This window comes from Streptomyces sp. NPDC094147 (assembly GCF_044764265.1).
Lineage (GTDB): Bacteria > Actinomycetota > Actinomycetes > Streptomycetales > Streptomycetaceae > Streptomyces.
On sequence record NZ_JBIWHT010000019.1, the window covers coordinates 81127 to 97030 of the forward strand.

18 protein-coding genes are annotated in these 15904 nt (G+C 72.1%); 3 read left to right on the plus strand and 15 right to left on the minus strand.

Annotated features, from left to right (window positions below; translation table 11 throughout):
* Positions 1–30: 30 nt before the first annotated feature.
* Complete coding sequence (locus tag ACIQ8J_RS24960; protein WP_403274463.1) at positions 31–969, plus strand: helix-turn-helix transcriptional regulator; 939 nt, start codon at positions 31–33, stop codon at positions 967–969.
* A gap of 60 nt (positions 970–1029) precedes the next feature.
* Here ACIQ8J_RS24960 and rox read toward each other — a convergent pair whose 3' ends face one another.
* From rox to ACIQ8J_RS24995, 7 genes are all read right to left on the minus strand, one after another.
* Positions 1030–2463 carry a rifampin monooxygenase gene (rox, locus tag ACIQ8J_RS24965; RefSeq protein ID WP_403274461.1) on the minus strand — a complete coding sequence of 478 codons (1434 nt, stop codon included), beginning with the start codon at positions 2461–2463 and terminating at the stop codon, positions 1030–1032.
* 329 nt (positions 2464–2792) lie between these two features.
* On the minus strand, positions 2793–3416 hold the full coding sequence (locus tag ACIQ8J_RS24970; RefSeq protein ID WP_403274460.1) for a TetR/AcrR family transcriptional regulator: 624 nt from the start codon (positions 3414–3416) through the stop codon (positions 2793–2795).
* Positions 3417–3483: 67 nt separating this feature from the next.
* Positions 3484–5550 (minus strand): HelD family protein, encoded by a 2067-nt coding sequence (locus ACIQ8J_RS24975; RefSeq protein ID WP_403274459.1) that lies wholly within the window; start codon positions 5548–5550, stop codon positions 3484–3486.
* A 68-nt stretch (positions 5551–5618) separates the two neighbouring features.
* Positions 5619–6257 carry a TetR/AcrR family transcriptional regulator gene (locus ACIQ8J_RS24980; protein ID WP_403274458.1) on the minus strand — a complete coding sequence of 213 codons (639 nt, stop codon included), beginning with the start codon at positions 6255–6257 and terminating at the stop codon, positions 5619–5621.
* Positions 6258–6296: 39 nt separating this feature from the next.
* Positions 6297–7553 carry a GNAT family N-acetyltransferase gene (locus ACIQ8J_RS24985; RefSeq protein WP_403274457.1) on the minus strand — a complete coding sequence of 419 codons (1257 nt, stop codon included), beginning with the start codon at positions 7551–7553 and terminating at the stop codon, positions 6297–6299.
* Positions 7554–7613: 60 nt separating this feature from the next.
* Positions 7614–8579, minus strand: coding sequence for an asparaginase (locus tag ACIQ8J_RS24990; protein ID WP_403274456.1), 966 nt, complete (start codon positions 8577–8579; stop codon positions 7614–7616).
* Between the two features lie 59 nt (positions 8580–8638).
* Complete coding sequence (locus ACIQ8J_RS24995; RefSeq protein WP_403274454.1) at positions 8639–9232, minus strand: ABC transporter substrate-binding protein; 594 nt, start codon at positions 9230–9232, stop codon at positions 8639–8641.
* 166 nt (positions 9233–9398) lie between these two features.
* Here ACIQ8J_RS24995 and dtd point away from each other — a divergent pair, with 166 nt between their 5' ends.
* The gene (dtd, locus tag ACIQ8J_RS25000; RefSeq protein WP_403274452.1) at positions 9399–9824 is read left to right on the plus strand and encodes a D-aminoacyl-tRNA deacylase; all 426 of its coding nucleotides are present in this window, start codon (positions 9399–9401) and stop codon (positions 9822–9824) included.
* Between the two features lie 21 nt (positions 9825–9845).
* On the opposite strand, the gene ACIQ8J_RS25005 is transcribed toward dtd, so the two are convergent.
* The 3 genes from ACIQ8J_RS25005 to ACIQ8J_RS25015 all read right to left on the minus strand — a co-directional run bounded on the left by ACIQ8J_RS25005 (position 9846) and on the right by ACIQ8J_RS25015 (position 11895).
* A complete protein-coding gene (locus ACIQ8J_RS25005; RefSeq protein WP_403274451.1) occupies positions 9846–10811 on the minus strand; it encodes a YgfZ/GcvT domain-containing protein in 966 nt (321 codons plus the stop codon).
* A 10-nt stretch (positions 10812–10821) separates the two neighbouring features.
* A complete protein-coding gene (locus ACIQ8J_RS25010) occupies positions 10822–11259 on the minus strand; it encodes a Fur family transcriptional regulator (RefSeq protein ID WP_403274450.1) in 438 nt (145 codons plus the stop codon).
* A 63-nt stretch (positions 11260–11322) separates the two neighbouring features.
* Entirely contained in the window at positions 11323–11895 is a 573-nt protein-coding gene (locus ACIQ8J_RS25015) for an FABP family protein (protein WP_403274449.1), read from the minus strand.
* Positions 11896–12172: 277 nt separating this feature from the next.
* On the opposite strand from ACIQ8J_RS25015, the gene ACIQ8J_RS25020 reads away from it, so the two are divergent.
* Positions 12173–12538, plus strand: coding sequence for a DsrE family protein (locus tag ACIQ8J_RS25020; RefSeq protein ID WP_403274447.1), 366 nt, complete (start codon positions 12173–12175; stop codon positions 12536–12538).
* Between the two features lie 4 nt (positions 12539–12542).
* Here the strand turns inward: ACIQ8J_RS25020 and ACIQ8J_RS25025 are convergent, their stop codons facing one another.
* The 5 genes from ACIQ8J_RS25025 to ACIQ8J_RS25045 form a co-directional block, all read right to left on the minus strand.
* Complete coding sequence (locus ACIQ8J_RS25025; protein ID WP_403274446.1) at positions 12543–12803, minus strand: DUF3099 domain-containing protein; 261 nt, start codon at positions 12801–12803, stop codon at positions 12543–12545.
* A 115-nt stretch (positions 12804–12918) separates the two neighbouring features.
* Positions 12919–13206: a DUF1416 domain-containing protein gene (locus ACIQ8J_RS25030; protein ID WP_018527919.1), complete on the minus strand. Its 288-nt coding sequence runs from the start codon at positions 13204–13206 to the stop codon at positions 12919–12921.
* 54 nt (positions 13207–13260) lie between these two features.
* Entirely contained in the window at positions 13261–14106 is an 846-nt protein-coding gene (locus ACIQ8J_RS25035; protein WP_403274445.1) for a sulfurtransferase, read from the minus strand.
* 147 nt (positions 14107–14253) lie between these two features.
* The gene (locus ACIQ8J_RS25040) at positions 14254–14334 is read right to left on the minus strand and encodes an Ms5788A family Cys-rich leader peptide (protein WP_350751515.1); all 81 of its coding nucleotides are present in this window, start codon (positions 14332–14334) and stop codon (positions 14254–14256) included.
* Between the two features lie 698 nt (positions 14335–15032).
* Positions 15033–15782, minus strand: a complete 750-nt coding sequence (locus ACIQ8J_RS25045; RefSeq protein ID WP_403274443.1) for a DUF2993 domain-containing protein — start codon at positions 15780–15782, stop codon at positions 15033–15035.
* Positions 15783–15904 lie beyond the last annotated feature (122 nt).

The window sequence follows — 15904 nt, forward strand, 5'->3', positions numbered from 1 at the left end:
CGCAGGTCGCGGGCGCACCACACTGGTCCTATGGCACCCGAGCGGCAGCACGACGGCGGCGGTACGGAACTGGGGCGCTTCCTGCGCGCCCGGCGCACCCAGATCACCCCGGCCGACGTCGGCCTCACCCCCGGCATCGGCGTACGCCGCACCCCCGGCCTGCGTCGCGAGGAGGTCGCCGCGCTGGCCGGGGTGAGCATCGACTACTACACCCGCCTCGAACGCGGCAAGGAGACCCGCCCCAGCCACGCCGTCGTCGAAGCCATGGGCCGCGCACTCAAACTGGACGAGGACGAGCAGAACCACCTGCGCGACCTCGCCGTCCGCGCCGCCCTCCCCCAAGCTCTCGGCTCCGCTCGATCAGAGGGGACCCCCATCGCCTCCGTGCCTCCGGCCGCCCCGGGCCGCACGGTCAGCCCCAAGGCCCGGCTGCTCCTGGAGAGCCTGCGCCCGAGCCCGGCCTACGTCACCAGCCGCACCCTGGACCTGCTCGCCGCCAACCCCGGCGCGCTCGCCCTGTACACCGGCATCGACAACTGGCCCGCCAAGCAGCGCAACCTCGCCCGCTACCTCTTCCTCCACCCGGCGGCCCGCGACCTCTACGCCGACCGGAAGACCCAGATCCGCGGCTGCGTCGCCCGCCTGCGCGCCCTGGCCGGCACCGACCCCGACGCACCCGACCTGGCCGGGCTGATCGGCGAACTCCTCCTCAAAAGCCCCGAGTTCGCGCGGCTCTGGGACCGCTACGACGTCACCCGCTCCCTCCACGCGCAGAAGCCGAAGACCTTCCACCACCCCCAGGTCGGCGAGATCACCCTCGACTTCCAGGGCCTCCAACTCGAAGGCACCCCCGGCCACCGGCTGGGCATCTACATCGCCGCACCCGGCACCCCCGCCCACGACGCGATGATCCTGCTCGACATGACCGCGCCCCACAGCGCCGAAGAGCCGGTCCGGCCACGCCGTTGAACCCGGCCCGGCGGCGCAGCCGGCTGCTCGGCGCAGGGTCGGCCTCTCGCAGCTGCGCGCTCAGCCGGCCGCGGTGCCGAACCACCTGGGCAGGTGGTCGAGCAGGTCCTGCTGGTCTTCACCGACCCACGCCACATGGCCGTCCGGCCGCAACAGCGCGGCGGGCGCGTCCAGTTCCTCGCTGACGTCGACGACGTGGTCGATCCGGTCCGCCCACCCCTCCACCGAGAGCCGGCCCGTCTGGTCGAGCAGCAGGCCGCGGCCGTCGTGCATCAGCTCGTAGAGGCGACCCTGCTTCAGCTTCACGTCCCGCAGCCGCCGGCCGAGCAGTTCGTGGCCCTCGCCGAAGTCGTAGCGGACGTCGACCGCGCTGGTCATCCCGGTCATGTACCGGTTCACCTCCTCGAAGTCCATCAGCTTCGAGAACAGCCCCCGCAGCGCGATCGCACCCGAATCGGTCCCCATCAGCGTGGTCTGCGCGCGGGCGTTGTCCAGCACGCGGGCGCCCACCGGGTGCCGTTCGGCGTGGTAACTGTCGAGGAGGCCCTCCGGCGCCCAGCCGTTGACCTCGGCGGCCAGCTTCCAGCCGAGGTTGAACGCGTCCTGCACGCCGAGGTTGAGTCCCTGCCCGCCGACCGGCGGGTGGATGTGCGCAGCGTCGCCGGCCAGCAGCACCCGGCCGGTCCGGTAGCGCTCGGCCTGCCGGGTGGCGTCGCCGAACCGGGACAGCCGGCGCGGCGAGTGCACGCCGAAGTCGGTGCCCGCGACCGCCCGCAGCCGCTGCTTGAACTCCTCGAAGGTCGGCGCGGTCGTACGGTCCTCGGCCACCCCGTCGGCGGGCACGACGACGCGGTACGTCCCGTCCCCGTTGGGGATGGTGCCGAACCGCAGTTGGGTCTTGCGGACTTCCCCGACGACGGCGGCGACCGTCGCCTGGTCCTCGGCCATCTCCATGTCGCCGATCAGCGTCTCGGCCTGGGCGGGCTCACCGGGGAAACCGACGCCGAGCAGCTTGCGCACCGCGCTGCGGCCGCCGTCGCACCCGACGAGGTAGCGCGAGCGCAGGTGCGTGCCGTCCGCCAGCTCGACGGTCACTCCCGAGCCGTCTTCGTCCTGGCTCAACCCGACCACTTCGCAGCCGCGCCGGAACTCGGTGCCGAGTTCCAGGGCACGCTCGTTGAGCAGCCGCTCGGTGGCCGGCTGCGGGGCGGTGAGGCCGTACGGGTGCGCCGTGTCCAACCGGTCCGGCCACGGCTTGTGGATGCCGCCGAAGAAGCCGCCGACCTGGAACTTCTCGCCGACCGCGAGGAACCGGTCCAGCAGGCCCCGCTGATCCATCACCTCGACGCTGCGCGCGTGCAGGCCGCGCCCGCGAGGCTCCCCGGTCGGCTCGGCCAGCTTCTCCAGGACGACCACGTGCACCCCGTGCAGCCGCAACTCGCAGGCCAGCATCAAGCCGGTCGGTCCGCCGCCGACCACGATCACGTCAATCATGAAAACCCCCATGGAACGAAAGTGAATTCCGGCCAGCCGCTCCGCGAGTCCCACCCGCGGTTTTCAGGTTCCTGCGGACCCGATACGCCGATATACGCGGATAACAACGCACATACTTCGCGAATCTTTTATTTCCGCAGGTTCTGGCCTTGGTCGATCATTCTGCTGCACACCCCGGGCCTTGCCGCAAGCCCCCTGGTGCGCTATATGTTGAGAAGGGCAAGGAGTGGATGACTTCCTTGCCTTTTCCTTTTGCCGCCCGCTGGGGACGAACAGGCTTCGGGCCCCCGCCCCGCGCCAACCGGCCTTGCGCGCCGGCAGATACCCCGTCACCCCTCGTACGCGCCCTCGCGCGCCGCCACCCCCGCGGCCGTCGCCGCGCGGTCGGCCGCGGCCTCGTCCAGGGGGTCGCCGCTCACCAGGAAGCGGTAGTAGAGGGGGGCGGAGACGGCGCGGACGACTTCGGCCGCGTCGGTGCCGGGCGGGACTTCGCCGCGTTCGGCGGCCCGCTCGACGCAGGGCGCCCACTCCTCGATGCGGGTCGTATAGAAGCGGCGCAGCGCCTGGGCCGCGCGGTCGTCGCAGGTGGCCGCGGCGATCACGGCCTTGAACAGCGCGCCCTGCCGCGGGTCGGTCAGCGTCTGGACCACGAGCCGGGCGTTCGCCTTCAGGTCCCCGTCGAGCGAGCCGGTGTCCGCGCGGGGCACGGACTGCTCGGCCATGTCGGCGAGCAGATCGGCGACCAGGCCGGCGGCGGTGGACCAGCGCCGGTAGACGGTGGTCTTGCCGACCTCCGCGCGGCGTGCGACGTCGGCCAGGTCGAGCCGGTCGAAGCCGTGCTCCACCAGCGCGTCCCCGGCCGCCCGCAGCACGGCCGCCCGCACCCGGGCGGTCCGCCCGCCCGGCCGCACCGTACCCGGCTCGACGCCCTCGGCTTCCTTGGCGGCATTCATGGCGGGACCCCGGTTCCTTCGCTCGCTCGGCCTGCTCCGGGCCCACTCTAACGAAATCCCAGGACCGTTAACCCTGCGGAACCAGCACCTCCGGCAGCGGTCCGGTGTGCACGATCTCCAGGCCGGACACCGCCCGCGTCAGCACCACGTACAGCCGGTGGAGACCGCGGTCCTCCGCCGCCGCGATCGCGGCCGGTTCGACGGCCACCACGTGGTCGTATTCGAGCCCCTTGGCGAGCGTCGCGGGCAGCACGGCCACCCGGGCGCCCGCCGCCGGGCCTTCGGGGGCGGCCGCATCGAGGCCGGCCGCCGCGAGGTCGGCGCGCAGCGCGGGCACGTCCCGGTCGGCCGCGATCACGCCCACCGAGCCCTCCCGGCCGAGCGCCGCCCGCACCGCGTCGACCACCGCCGCGCCGAGATCCCCGGGCGTCGCGGCCCGCCGGAACGCCAACTCCCCGCCGCCGCGCAGGGATTGACCCGCCGGTACGTCGACGTCGAGCGCGGGAAGCAGCCGGTTGGCCACCGCCACGAGCACGGCCGGCACCCGGAACCCCGTGGTCAGCGGCACCACGGCCGCGTCCGGCTTGCCCAGATGGGCCAGTTGCGCGGGCCAGCTGCGGGCCGCCCAGGGGGTGGTGCCCTGGGCCAGGTCGCCGAGCACCGTCAGCGAGCCGAAGGCGGCGCGCCGGGCGATCGCCCGGCACTGCATCGGGGACAGGTCCTGTGCCTCGTCCACGACGATGTGCCCGTATCCCTCGGGGTGTTCGATCAGCCCCGCCACCTCGTCGAGGAGCACGAGATCGGCGGCCGACCACTTCGCGGACTTCCACGAGCGCGGGGGCTTCGGCCACAGGAGCGCCTTGCGCTCGTCGGGGCCGAGGATGCCGTCGGCGGACGCGGCCAGCGCCTCCGGGTCGGTGAACAGTCCGGCGAGCACCTCTTCCGGTGCCGCCCTGGGCCACACCGCGTCGACGTACTCCTTGACCGGGCGGGCCCGGGTGATCTTCTGAAGCCAGGCGCTGTTCACCGGCCCGGCCCGGCCTTCCGCCTGGAGCTGGATCGCCCGGACCGCCCGGCTGCGCACCCGCTCCCGTCCCACGGCGTACGGCGGCGCCTCGGTCCGTACCGCCGCGACGATCCCGGCGAGCTCGGCCTCACAGAGCCGCCAGGTGTACGAACCGTCGCGTATCGCAAGGGAGTTGAGCGGCCGGGCGACGCGTCCGTACAGCGCGCGGTGCAGCACCCGCGCCATCCGCGGGTCGTGCTTGACGGCGGCCGCGGCGGGCTCGTCCACCGCGCGCACCTCGCGGGCGCGCGTTCCGCGCACGATTTCCTCGTCCACGGTCGACTGGCGGATGTCCGTCTCGCCGAGCGCCGGGAGGACTTCGGAAATGTAGGAGAGGAAGGTGCGGTTGGGGCCGAGCACCAGGAGGCCGCGGCGCTGGACGCGCTGCGGGAAGGTGTAGAGGAGGTACGCCGCGCGGTGCAGCCCGACGGCGGTCTTGCCGGTGCCGGGGGCGCCCTGCACGCAGATGGACCGGGCGAGTGCGGAGCGTACGAGGTCGTCCTGTTCGGGCTGGATGGTCGCCGCGATGTCCCGCATGGGGCCGACCCGGGGGCGCTCGATCTCCCCCGCCAGGATCGCGCCGGTCCCCGTCGCCCCGCCGGCCGTCAGGTACTCGTCCTCCAGGCCGGTCAGGTCCTGGGCGGCGCCGAGGCTCCCCGGCGCCCAGCCGAACCGGCGGCGGACCGCGACGCCCTGCGGGGCGCGGGCGCTCGCCTGGTAGAAGCGGCGCGAGACGGGGGCCCGCCAGTCGATGACGAGGGGCGGGGCGGCGGGGTGTTCGGCGATGCGGCGGCGGCCGATGTGGTAGCTCTGGCCGCCGTGGCCGTCGTCGGCCGACGCGTCGAAGTCGAGCCGGCCGAAGAACAGCGGCCCCTGCGGCATCTGCCGCAACTCCTTGGCCCAGCTCCGGAGTTGATAGCCGAGCACCTCGGCGTCGGCGCCGGAGGCGAAGGCGTTCTCGCCGCTCACGACCCGGATTCCGGCGCCCTCGGTCATGGCGGCCAGGGCCGTCCGGCAGGCGTCGTGGTGGGTCCGCTCCTGGCTGAGTTCCCGGTCGAGAGGCGTCATGCCGCCAGGATAACGAATAATGCAACTCAGTTACATTTTTTACCCGGTAACGACAATCGTGCGAGGGGTCAGCCGGTGGCGCCCCCGCCGTACTCCGCCCCCAGCCCTGCCCCCAGCTGCCCGAACGCCTGGTCCGCCGCCCGTACCGCCTCCGCGTACAGCGCCTCCACGCCTTCCCCGGCCGCGATCCGGCGCCAGTTCTCCTCCGCGATGATCCGCTGTACGGCGATGATCTGGACGGCCGCGAGCCGTGCCCCGAGCCCTTCGCCGAGCTCCGCGGCCAGCGCCTCTTGCGATCTGCTCTGGTACGCGTGCAGCCGGGCCACCAGGCTCGGCGTGCCGTACAGCAGGCGGTAGTAGGCGTGCACGTGCGGGTTGTCGCAGAGCCCGGTCACCGGATCGCGGCGATCGAGACCCTGCCGGAAGTTGGCGTGCAGGGCGGGCAGCGGCGCGACCCCTGCGGCCCGGCCCGCCGCGACGACCCGGGCCGCCTCGTCCTCGTGGTCGGCGAACCGGTGCAGCACCAGGTCCTCCTTGGTGGGGAAGTAGCGGAACAGGGTCGGCTTGGAGACTCCGGCGGCCGCCGCCACCTCCGCCACGGACACCTTGTCGAAGCCGCGCTCCAGGAACAGCGCGATCGCGGCCTCCGACACCGCCTCGTACGTCTGCCGCTTCTTCCGCTCCCGCAGGCCCGCCTCACTACCCATGGGGCGAGCCTACGTGCCCCGCCCCACCGGGCCTGCGGGTCAGAACATGTCCGGGCACCACGGGCGGCGCGCCGTGCGGAACAGGTCGTCCGTCCGCGCGGCCGCCCCCGGCCGGTCCTCCGCGACCCGGCCCAGCGCCAGCAGCCGCGCCGCCGATTCGTCGCCCAGGTACAGCGTCGCCAACTCCCGTACGTCCAGGGTCAGTTCGGCGGAGCGGGTGGTGGGGGTGCAGCGGGCGCCGGCCGGGGTGGCCTCCAGGAGGAAGCGGCCCGCGGCCGGGCCCGCGGCGTCGAGGACCTCCAGGACGAGGGCGCCCTCGGTGGCGTACGTGCGCGACTCCAGGGCCCGTACGACGTCAAGCAGCCGCAGCCACAGGTAGTCGGTCTGGGTGATGACCCTGGCCGCGCGCGGGTCCGGCAGGTACAGGGGCAGGAGGTCGTCGGGGGCGCGGTGGCCGGTGCGCACCTTGCGGATCCAGTCGATGGAGCACAGGTAGTGCCACAGGGCGCGCTCGGCCGCCGGGGTCAGCCCGATCAACTGCCGCACCGTCGCGGTGTTCTCGGGCAGCTTGGCCTCGCTCCACGTCTCGTCGGCGGTGTAGACGGCGAGCCCGGCCGGCTCGCCGTCCGCGTCGCGGTACACCGCGTAGAAGGGCAGGGTCCAGCCGTCGCGGTGGGCCGGACCGGTGGCCAGGTCCCACCAGCGCTGGTCGCGGCTGACCACGCCGGGCCGCGTCGTGCGGAACCGCCGGAAGATCTCCGCGCCGAGCTTGCCCGCCTCGGCCGCGTCCACCAGGTCGATGCGGCCGCCCTCACCGGGGCCCGCCCAGCGGGGGTCGAGGCCGGTCCGGCCCGCGTCGATCTCCCACGCGGTCAGCCAGGTGGCCGGGCCGAACCCGTACCGGCCGTAGATCGGGTACTCGGCGGCGATCAGCGTGGCCGCCGCCTCGCCGCGCTCCTTGGCCGCCGACAGCTCGGCCGTCATCATCCGGGTCAGCAGTCCGCGCCTGCGGTGCGTGGCCGAGACGGTGACGCCGGTGACGGCGGAGACCGGCAGCGCGGCGCCGCCGGGCACGGTCAGCTCCTGCGCGAAGGACCGGAACGTCGCCACGCACCGGCCGCCGTCGAAGGCGCCCCGCAACCGGCTCAGATCGGTGTGCGCCCGGCGCCCCGCCGCTTCCTCGTCGCTCACCACCGGCGGCCGCAGAAACCCCGCGGTGACGGCCTTCAGCCAGTCGGTGTACTCAGCATCGGTGATGGTACGGACGTCGATGTGCTGCTCGGCCGGGGCGCTCATGGCGCCCAGGCTAGGCGGCCCTCACTCGGAATGTCGCCCGGATTTTCCCTGCGTCCCGGCTCAGAAGGCGGCCCGGATCTCCCCGACCACGGCGGCCCCGCCGAACAGCTGCGCCCGGCCGATCCGGTCGACCACCGGGCCGTCCACGCCCAGGAGTTGGAGCGCGCGGGCCAGGATCGGACCGAGCGAACGGATCGCGCCGTCGTCGACCTTGAAGGCGAGCGCGCGTCCGTCGGGCAGGGCCACCGCCTGCACCGCCTCCGCGCCCATCTTCGACAGCACGCCCGGCACCTCGCGCATCAGCCAGGTGTCGGGCCGCCGCGTACCGGCCACGTACTCGGGGTGCGCCCGCATCGCCTCGGCGACCCGGCCCTCGGGCGAGCCCGCCTCCGCCGTCGCGAAGGTGCGGAAGGCGCGGGCGAGCCCGGTCAGGCTGATCGCCATCAGGGGCGCCCCGCAGCCGTCCGTGCCGACCACGGAGACCGGCTCGCCGGCCGCCGCCTCGACACAGTCGTGGACCAGCCGCTGGAGCGGGTGCGCCGGGTCGAGGTAGCCGGCGAGGTCCCAGCCGTTGAGCTTGCAGGCCGCGAGCATCGCCGCGTGCTTGCCCGAGCAGTTCATGGTGAGGCGCTCGCGGACGCGGCCGGCCGCCAGGTACGTCTCGGCCTCGGCGACGTCCAGCGGCAGATCGGGCGGCGTCTGGAGGTCGTCCGGAGTCAGGCCGTGCTCGGCCAGCATCGTGCGTACGAGATCGAGGTGGAAGCCCTCGCCCGAGTGGCTCGCGGCGGCGATGGCCAGGCGCTCGCCGGACAGCTCAAGACCCGCCCGCAGCACGGCGGCGGCCTGCATCGGCTTGTTGGAGGAGCGGGGGAAGACGGGCGCGGCCGGGTCGCCGAGCGCGAACTCGACGCTGCCGTCGGCCGCCAGCACCACCAGCGAGCCGCGATGACGGCCCTCGACGAACCCGGAACGTACGACTTCGGCGAGGACCGGGGGTATCGGGGACGTCGAGGACACGGCGGTCATGGGGTGCGGCCTTCCGGGCAGGTGACCTGCCCCGGAGGGTTCGCTTCCGGACGGGCGGGTCAGATGAGCAAATCGTCTACTTGTGCTTCCCCATCACGGTACCTGCGGGCGATCTCGGCACTGCAATCGTCGGCGGTCCGCTGGAGCTGCTGGCGGCGCCGCGAGACCTGCTGCTCGTAGCGGATCAGCCGCCCGGTCGCGGTGTGCAGCTCCTCGTCCGTGCGGGCGGCCAGATCGGAGAGCTCGACCTCCGCGTCCATCTCGGCGGCCAGCAGCCGGTACTCCTCGCTGCGCGGCGCGGAGAGCGTGACGTGCCGGGCGGAGGCGCGGTGCGAGGAGGGCGCGTCCGTGAGGATCTCGGCGAGCCGCTCCACCACCGGCGCCTGCGGCCCGGTGCGCCGGGCCAGCTCGGCCCGCAGGATGTCGATCCGGCCGTGCAGCAGCCGCCGCACATAGCTGAGGTCGGCCTCGTCGCGCTGCGACTGCCGGCGCAGGGTGCGCAGCTCGGCGAGCCGGAGCGCGGCCAGATCGTGGTCGCGCTGGGGCGGCAGGGGGTGACCGGTCCGCTGCACGGGAGGTCGCACGGCGGTACGCGGGTTGGTCCGGGTCAGCGATACGGGACCGGGCGACTGCCCGGCGCCTGATGTGCTCATGGGTCTTTCCGTCCCCTCGACCGGTGCTCGGGGTCACCCCGGGCCCGAAGGGCCGAGGTGTGCACCGCCTGTACGCATCGTGCCACTCCGGATGCACACGTGCAGGTGCACTGCACCCGTTCAGCCGCTCGGAAGACGAACCCGTCTGTGGCATAGGTTGGGGCGCATGCGAGCGGTGGTGCAGAGGGTGGACGGCGCGAAGGTCGTCGTGGCGGGCGAGACGGTCGGCGAGATCACCGGCGAGGGCCTGTGTGTCCTGGTCGGAGTCACCCACGGGGACAACTCGGACAAGGCGGCGCAGCTCGCCCGCAAGCTGTGGTCGGTTCGCATCCTTGAGGGCGAGAAGTCCTGCTCGGACGTGAATGCGCCCTTGCTGGTGATTTCGCAGTTCACTCTCTACGGGGACGCCCGCAAGGGCCGCCGCCCCACCTGGAACGCGGCCGCCCCCGGCGAGGTGGCCGAGCCCCTGGTCGACGAGGTGGTGGCCCAACTGCGGGCGCTGGGCGCCCAGGTGGAGACGGGCCGCTTCGGCGCGGACATGCGGGTGTCGCTGACGAACCACGGGCCGTTCACGGTGCTGGTCGAGGTCTGAGCCCCTGAGGCTTGCCGAGCCCTACGGCTCGACCACGACTTCCTGTGCCGCCGCGGTGTTCCCCGCGAGCAGCTCCGCGTCCACCGGAACGTTCCGCTTGACCAGGGCCAGCGCGATCGGGCCCAGCTCGTGGTGGCGGGCCGAGGTGGTGACGAAGCCGAGCTGGCGGCCCTCCTCGCCGTCCGCCGCGAGCCGGACCGGCGTGCCGGGGCCGGGCAGCAGCACCTCGCTGCCGTCCAGGTGCAGGAACACCAGGCGGCGCGGCGGCTTCCCCAGGTTGTGGACCCGGGCGACCGTCTCCTGGCCCCGGTAGCAGCCCTTCTGGAGGTGCACGGCCGAGCCGATCCAGCCCACCTCGTGCGGGATCGTCCGGTGGTCGGTCTCGAAGCCGAGCCGGGGCCGGTGCGCCTCCACCCGGAGCGCCTCGTAGGCCAGGATCCCGGCGAGCGGGCCGGCCTCGGCGGCGTACTTCTCCAGGTCGGCGCGCGGCAGGAACAGATCACGTCCGTACGCCGTCTCGCGCACGACCACCCCGTCCGGCACCTCGGCGATGGACCCGGCGGGCAGGTGCACGACCGCGAACTCCCCGGTGCGGTCGGCGACTTCGACCCGGTAGAAGAACTTCATCGACTCCAGGTAGGCGATCAGCTCGCCCTGCGTGCCGGGCTCGACGTGGATCCACACCGTCGTGCCGTCGTCCACGAGGTACAGGGCGTGCTCGACGTGCCCGTGCGCGGACAGGACGAGGGCCTCGGTGGCCTGCCCGGCGGGCAGGTCGCTGACGTGCTGGGTGAGCAGCAGGTGCAGCCAGCTCAGCCGGTCGTCGCCGGTGACGGTGACGACACCGCGGTGCGAGAGGTCGACGAGACCGGTTCCGGCGGCCAGTGCGCGCTGCTCGCGGAACAGGTCGCCGTAGTGCGCGGCGACGCCTTCGTCACGCCCTTCGGCGGGGACGGCGCCGGGCTGGGACAGCAGGGGGCTCTTCATGTACGCAAGCCTACGACTCGGTAATCGAAGCCTTCCCGGCACAGGCCTCGCAGCGCCCGAAGATGGCGAAATGCTTCATGTCCGTGTCGAAGCCGAAGGTGTCCCTGAGCTTCGCGGTGAAGTCCGCGGCCACCGACACATCGGCCTCGATCACCTGGGTGCAGTCGCGGCACACCAGGTGGATGTGGTGGTGGCGGTCGGCCAGGTGGTACGTCGGGGCGCCGTGGCCGAGATGGGCGTGCGAGACCAGACCCAGCTCCTCCAGGAGCTCCAGGGTCCGGTACACGGTGGAGATGTTCACGCCGCCCGCCGTCTTCCGCACCTGGGTGAGGATGTCGTCGGGCGTCGCGTGTTCCAGTACGTCGACGGCCTCCAGCACGAGCTGCCGCTGGGGGGTCAGCCGGTAGCCGCGCCTACGGAGGTCGCTCTGCCAGTCGGTGGTCACCACGCTCCCAGTGTAGGAGCGCAGGAGCCGTTGCCCACGTGTCGAAGGCGATCCGTCTGCTTCCGTCTACTTGAAGAACGCGATTCCGTCGTCCGGGAGATCGCCGAGGCCCCGCGCCATCTCCGCGACCTGCTCCGGCGTGACGACCTTCTTCAGGTGCGCCGACATGTAGGGACGGAGCTCGACCTCGGGGGTCGCCTTCTCGCCGACCCACATCAGGTCGCTCTTGACGTAGCCGTACAGACGCTTGCCGCCGGTGTGCGGGGTGGCGCCCGGGGTGCGGGCGACGGCGTCGGTGACCAGGTCGATCTGCGGCTTCTGGTGGGCGAGCTCGCCGTACCAGATCTCGGCGATGCCCTGGTCGCGGACCATGACGACCTCGACCTTGCGGTTCTTGTCGATGCGCCAGTAGCCCGACTCGGACTCCAGCGGCTTCACCTTGTTGCCCTCGGCGTCCAGGATCCAGGAGTGCGAGACGTACTCCAGGAAGTCACGGCCGTCGTGGGAGAAGGTCACGGACTGCCCGAAGTTCGCCTTCTCGGCGCCGGGGAAGTCGGTGACGCCAACGCCCTCCCACGTACCGAGGAGGAAGACCAGTGGGACCAGGTCGGGGTGGAGGTCGGACGGAATCTCGATCATGAGGCTGCGATCTCTCAGTAACGGTCGGGGTTAGCGCTGACCCTGGTACAGCTTCTTGACGGTCAGTGCGGCGAAGGCGAGGACGCCGACGCAGACCAGGACAAGGAGGGTGGAGAAAACAGCCTCAAGCACGGGGGGCTCCTCGCATGAGCGGGTGTAGGGGCGGTCAGGGCCGGCCCCCAGCCTAATGGGTGGGGGGCGGGTCCTCTCTGTGAGGTGCGCCGCCGGTGGGGCACGGGCGCGGGGAGGCCGCGGCGGGCGGATTACAGTTCGGCGTATGCCGAAGCAGAAGCTCGTGATCAAGGTGACCGCCGGTGCCGACGCGCCCGAGCGGTGCTCGCAGGCCTTCACCGTCGCGGCCGTCGCCGTCGCCAGCGGGGTCGAGGTCTCCCTGTGGCTCACGGGCGAATCGTCCTGGTTCGCCCTGCCGGGCCGGGCCGCCGAGTTCGAACTCCCCCATGCCGCGCCGCTGCCGGACCTCATCGACTCGATCCAGGCGGGCGGGCAGATCACCTTGTGCACCCAGTGCGCCACCCGCCGGGACATCACCGAGAAGGACGTCCTGGACGGCGTACGCATCGCGGGCGCGCAGGTCTTCGTGCAGGAGGTCATGGGGGACGGCGTACAGGCGCTCGTGTACTGAGGCGCTAGGGGCGGCGTTTCTTGCCGTCCAGCTCGTCCCACCACTCGTCGGACTTCGGGTCGCCGGAGGGGTCGTCCCACCAGCGGTCGTCGGGGCCGCGCCGGTTGGCGACCATCGCGGCGATGGGCGGGATCACCATGGCGACCACGCACATTCCCACCGCCACCGGGATCGACCACAGGCGCACGAAACCCCAGGCGGACACGAAGAGCAGGATGCAGCCGCCCATCATCCAGAAGTAGCCGCGCCGGCGCCGGGCGTACATAAATCCAGCGTACGACCGCAACGCCGGGCCGGAAACGGCACGGAGGGCCGCACCCCATTCCAAGGCGTCCAACCCCCGGGGTGCGGCCCTCCGGCCGGTACTGCGGCGCCGTCGGTCAGACGGCGATGGCGACCTCCGCGAGGCCTCCGGTCCGGGCGACGACGGTACGGTCCGCGGTGCCGCCCGGCACCAGGGCGCGCACGGTCCAGGTGCCCTCGGCCGCGTAGAAGCGGAACTGTCCGGTGGCCGAGGTGGGCACCTCGGCGGTGAACTCGCCGGTCGAGTCCAGCAGGCGCACGTAACCGGTGACGGGCTCGCCGTCGCGGGTCACCTGGCCCTGGATGGTGGTCTCACCGGGCTTGATGGTCGAGGCGTCGGGGCCGCCGGCCTTCGCTCCACACATGGGTTCTTCCTTACGGTCTACGGTCTGGGGGTGTGCGGGGGCTGCTCGCCCGGGTTACTTGTTGGCGCCGAGCTCGATCGGCACGCCGACGAGGGAGCCGTACTCGGTCCACGAGCCGTCGTAGTTCTTGACGTTCGTCTGGCCGAGCAGCTGGTGCAGCACGAACCAGGTCAGGGCCGAGCGCTCGCCGATGCGGCAGTACGCGATGGTGTCCTTCGCCAGGTCGACCTGCTCGTCCTCGTAGAGGGCCTTGAGATCGTCGTCCGACTTGAAGGTGCCGTCGTCGTTGGCGTTCTTCGACCACGGGATGTTGCGGGCGGACGGGACGTGGCCCGGACGCTGCGACTGCTCCTGCGGGAGGTGCGCCGGGGCGAGCAGCTTGCCGGAGAACTCGTCGGGCGACCGCACGTCGACCAGGTTCTTGCTGCCGATCGCGTTCACCACGTCGTCGCGGAAGGCGCGGATGGAGGTGTCCTGCGGCTTGGCCTTGTAGTCGGTGGCGGGCCGGTTCGGGACCTGGTCGCCGTCCACGAGGTCGCGGGAGTCGAGCTCCCACTTCTTGCGGCCGCCGTCGAGGAGCCTGACGTCCTGGTGGCCGTAGAGCTTGAAGTACCAGAAGGCGTACGAGGCGAACCAGTTGTTGTTGCCGCCGTACAGGACGACGGTGGTGTCGTTCGCGATGCCCTTCTTCGACAGCAGGGCCTCGAAGCCGGCCTGGTCGATGAAGTCGCGGCGGACCGGGTCCTGGAGGTCCTTCGTCCAGTCGATCCGGATCGCGTTCTTGATGTGGTTCTTCTCGTACGCCGAGGTGTCCTCGTCGACCTCGACGATGGCGACCTTCGGGTCCTCGATGTGGGCCTCGACCCAGTCGGCGTCTACCAGGACGTCGCTGCGGCTCATGTTGATCTCCTCCGGGGCAGTCTGCGGGGGGGGTGGTGCGGGTGTGCGGGTACGCGTCCGCGGCGCGCGTACGCGGCACGGGATGGCCCTGATGACGCCCTGATCACGGTCAAAGGGCCCGGGGAATGCGGGAGTTGAGCGTCCCGCTCAGAAGGGGCGACAGAGCATGGCGGCGACGCGGCACAGGTCTACTGCCCGCCGCTTCGTGAGGTCCGCCTGTCGCTTCATGCGTCCGATCGTAGGGAGGCAAACCGGGGCGTGTCACCGGTGTGTCGCATCCTGAGACACGATCATCCGCATACTGGTACGCCCGTCGGCCCGGGGCATCCCCGGGCCCCTCCCGGGGTGGGGGGTTCGGGGTCTGCATCTGCCCTGCGGACGGGGGTGTCTCACGATGCGGGCGGGTGGGGGCGGGGAGGGCGTTTTCCCACCCTCCCCCAAGCTCTTGAGGAGCAGGGGGGACCCCCATCCCGTTGCGCGGGGTTGGATGCCCCGGTGTTGCGCGGGGTTGGATGCCCCGGCCCTCCTGGGGCTCCGCCCCAGACCCCCTGAGGGGTTTGCCCACCCGCCCGCCCGTGCAAGGGGTTGAGAAGGCTGAGCCCTGGGGCTGCGCCCCAGACCCCCTGAGGGGCTCCGCCCCTCGAACCCCGGCGGGGGCTCCGCCCCCCTGCACCCCCTCGGGGCTCCGCCCCGGACCCCGCTCCTCAAGCGCCGGATGGGCTTGATTTTTGCCGGCCAGCGCTGGATCTGCTCGGGAGCGCCGGACTTGGCTGGGCCAACCCTTCCGGCCCCCGGTTGTGGGCAGGCGTTCCGCAGGGCGATGGGGGTCCCCCCTGCTCGTTAAGAGCTTGGGGGAAGGTGGACACAACCGGGACGGCGGGCCGCAGACCAAGGGGCTGGGGGCGCAGCCCCCAGGAAGAGGGTCGTCAGCCCGCCAGGCGGACCTCCGTGCCCTCCCCCGAGAACTTCAGCCCCGCCTCCGTCGCCGTCACCTTGTTCAGCTTGATGCTCGACGGCATCCCGGCGATCTTCAGGTCGTAGTCGACGGCCTTGCGCAGGCGCTGGTCGAAGCCCGGGACCGGCAGCTGGGGCAGCGCCTCGGCGCGGAGCTGTACCGAGCCCGAGCCGGTCAGGCTCACCGTGCTGTACGCCGACACCGTCCGCCCGGCCAGCAGCGCCTTGATCGTGGGCGGCAGCGTCACGCCCTGGCCCTCCAGGAGGTCGGTGAGCGGGCCGGTCACCTTGACCTGGCCCTTGGCCGCCCGGTCCGCGCCCGCGTAGCCGACCGTCGCCCCCTTGGGCGCCGCCTTCGAGAGGTCGGCGTACGAGATCTGCGCCGCCCCGTCCGCCCGCCCCGCGACCGCCGAGGAGAAGCTGCTGTCGATCCGTACGGAATGCAGCTCCGCCGTCACCTCGGTGACGTTGACCGAGTGGCCGCCCGCGGTGGCGGTGACCCCGGACAGCGACACGTCGACCTCGTCCAGCTCCTTGCCCAGGACCTGGGTGAGGAAGGGGAAGCCCTTGATGCTGACGTCCGGCGTCGACCCGAGCCGCTGGCTGGTCTTGATCTTGTCAGCGGTCTTGGACTCGGCGATGTTCACCGCGATCCGGTCCACGGCGACGAAGATGCCGCCGAGAACCACCGCGATGATCAAAAGTATTCGCAGTGCGCGCATTACGTACGTGTCCCCCACCCGTCGGCCGTCGAACGTCGCGACCGTCGATGTCGAAGTCGATGTCGATCGGTTTTCATCAATTCCGGAATCCGGAAAGACGATCGCGAGCCTAACCGCGGTTC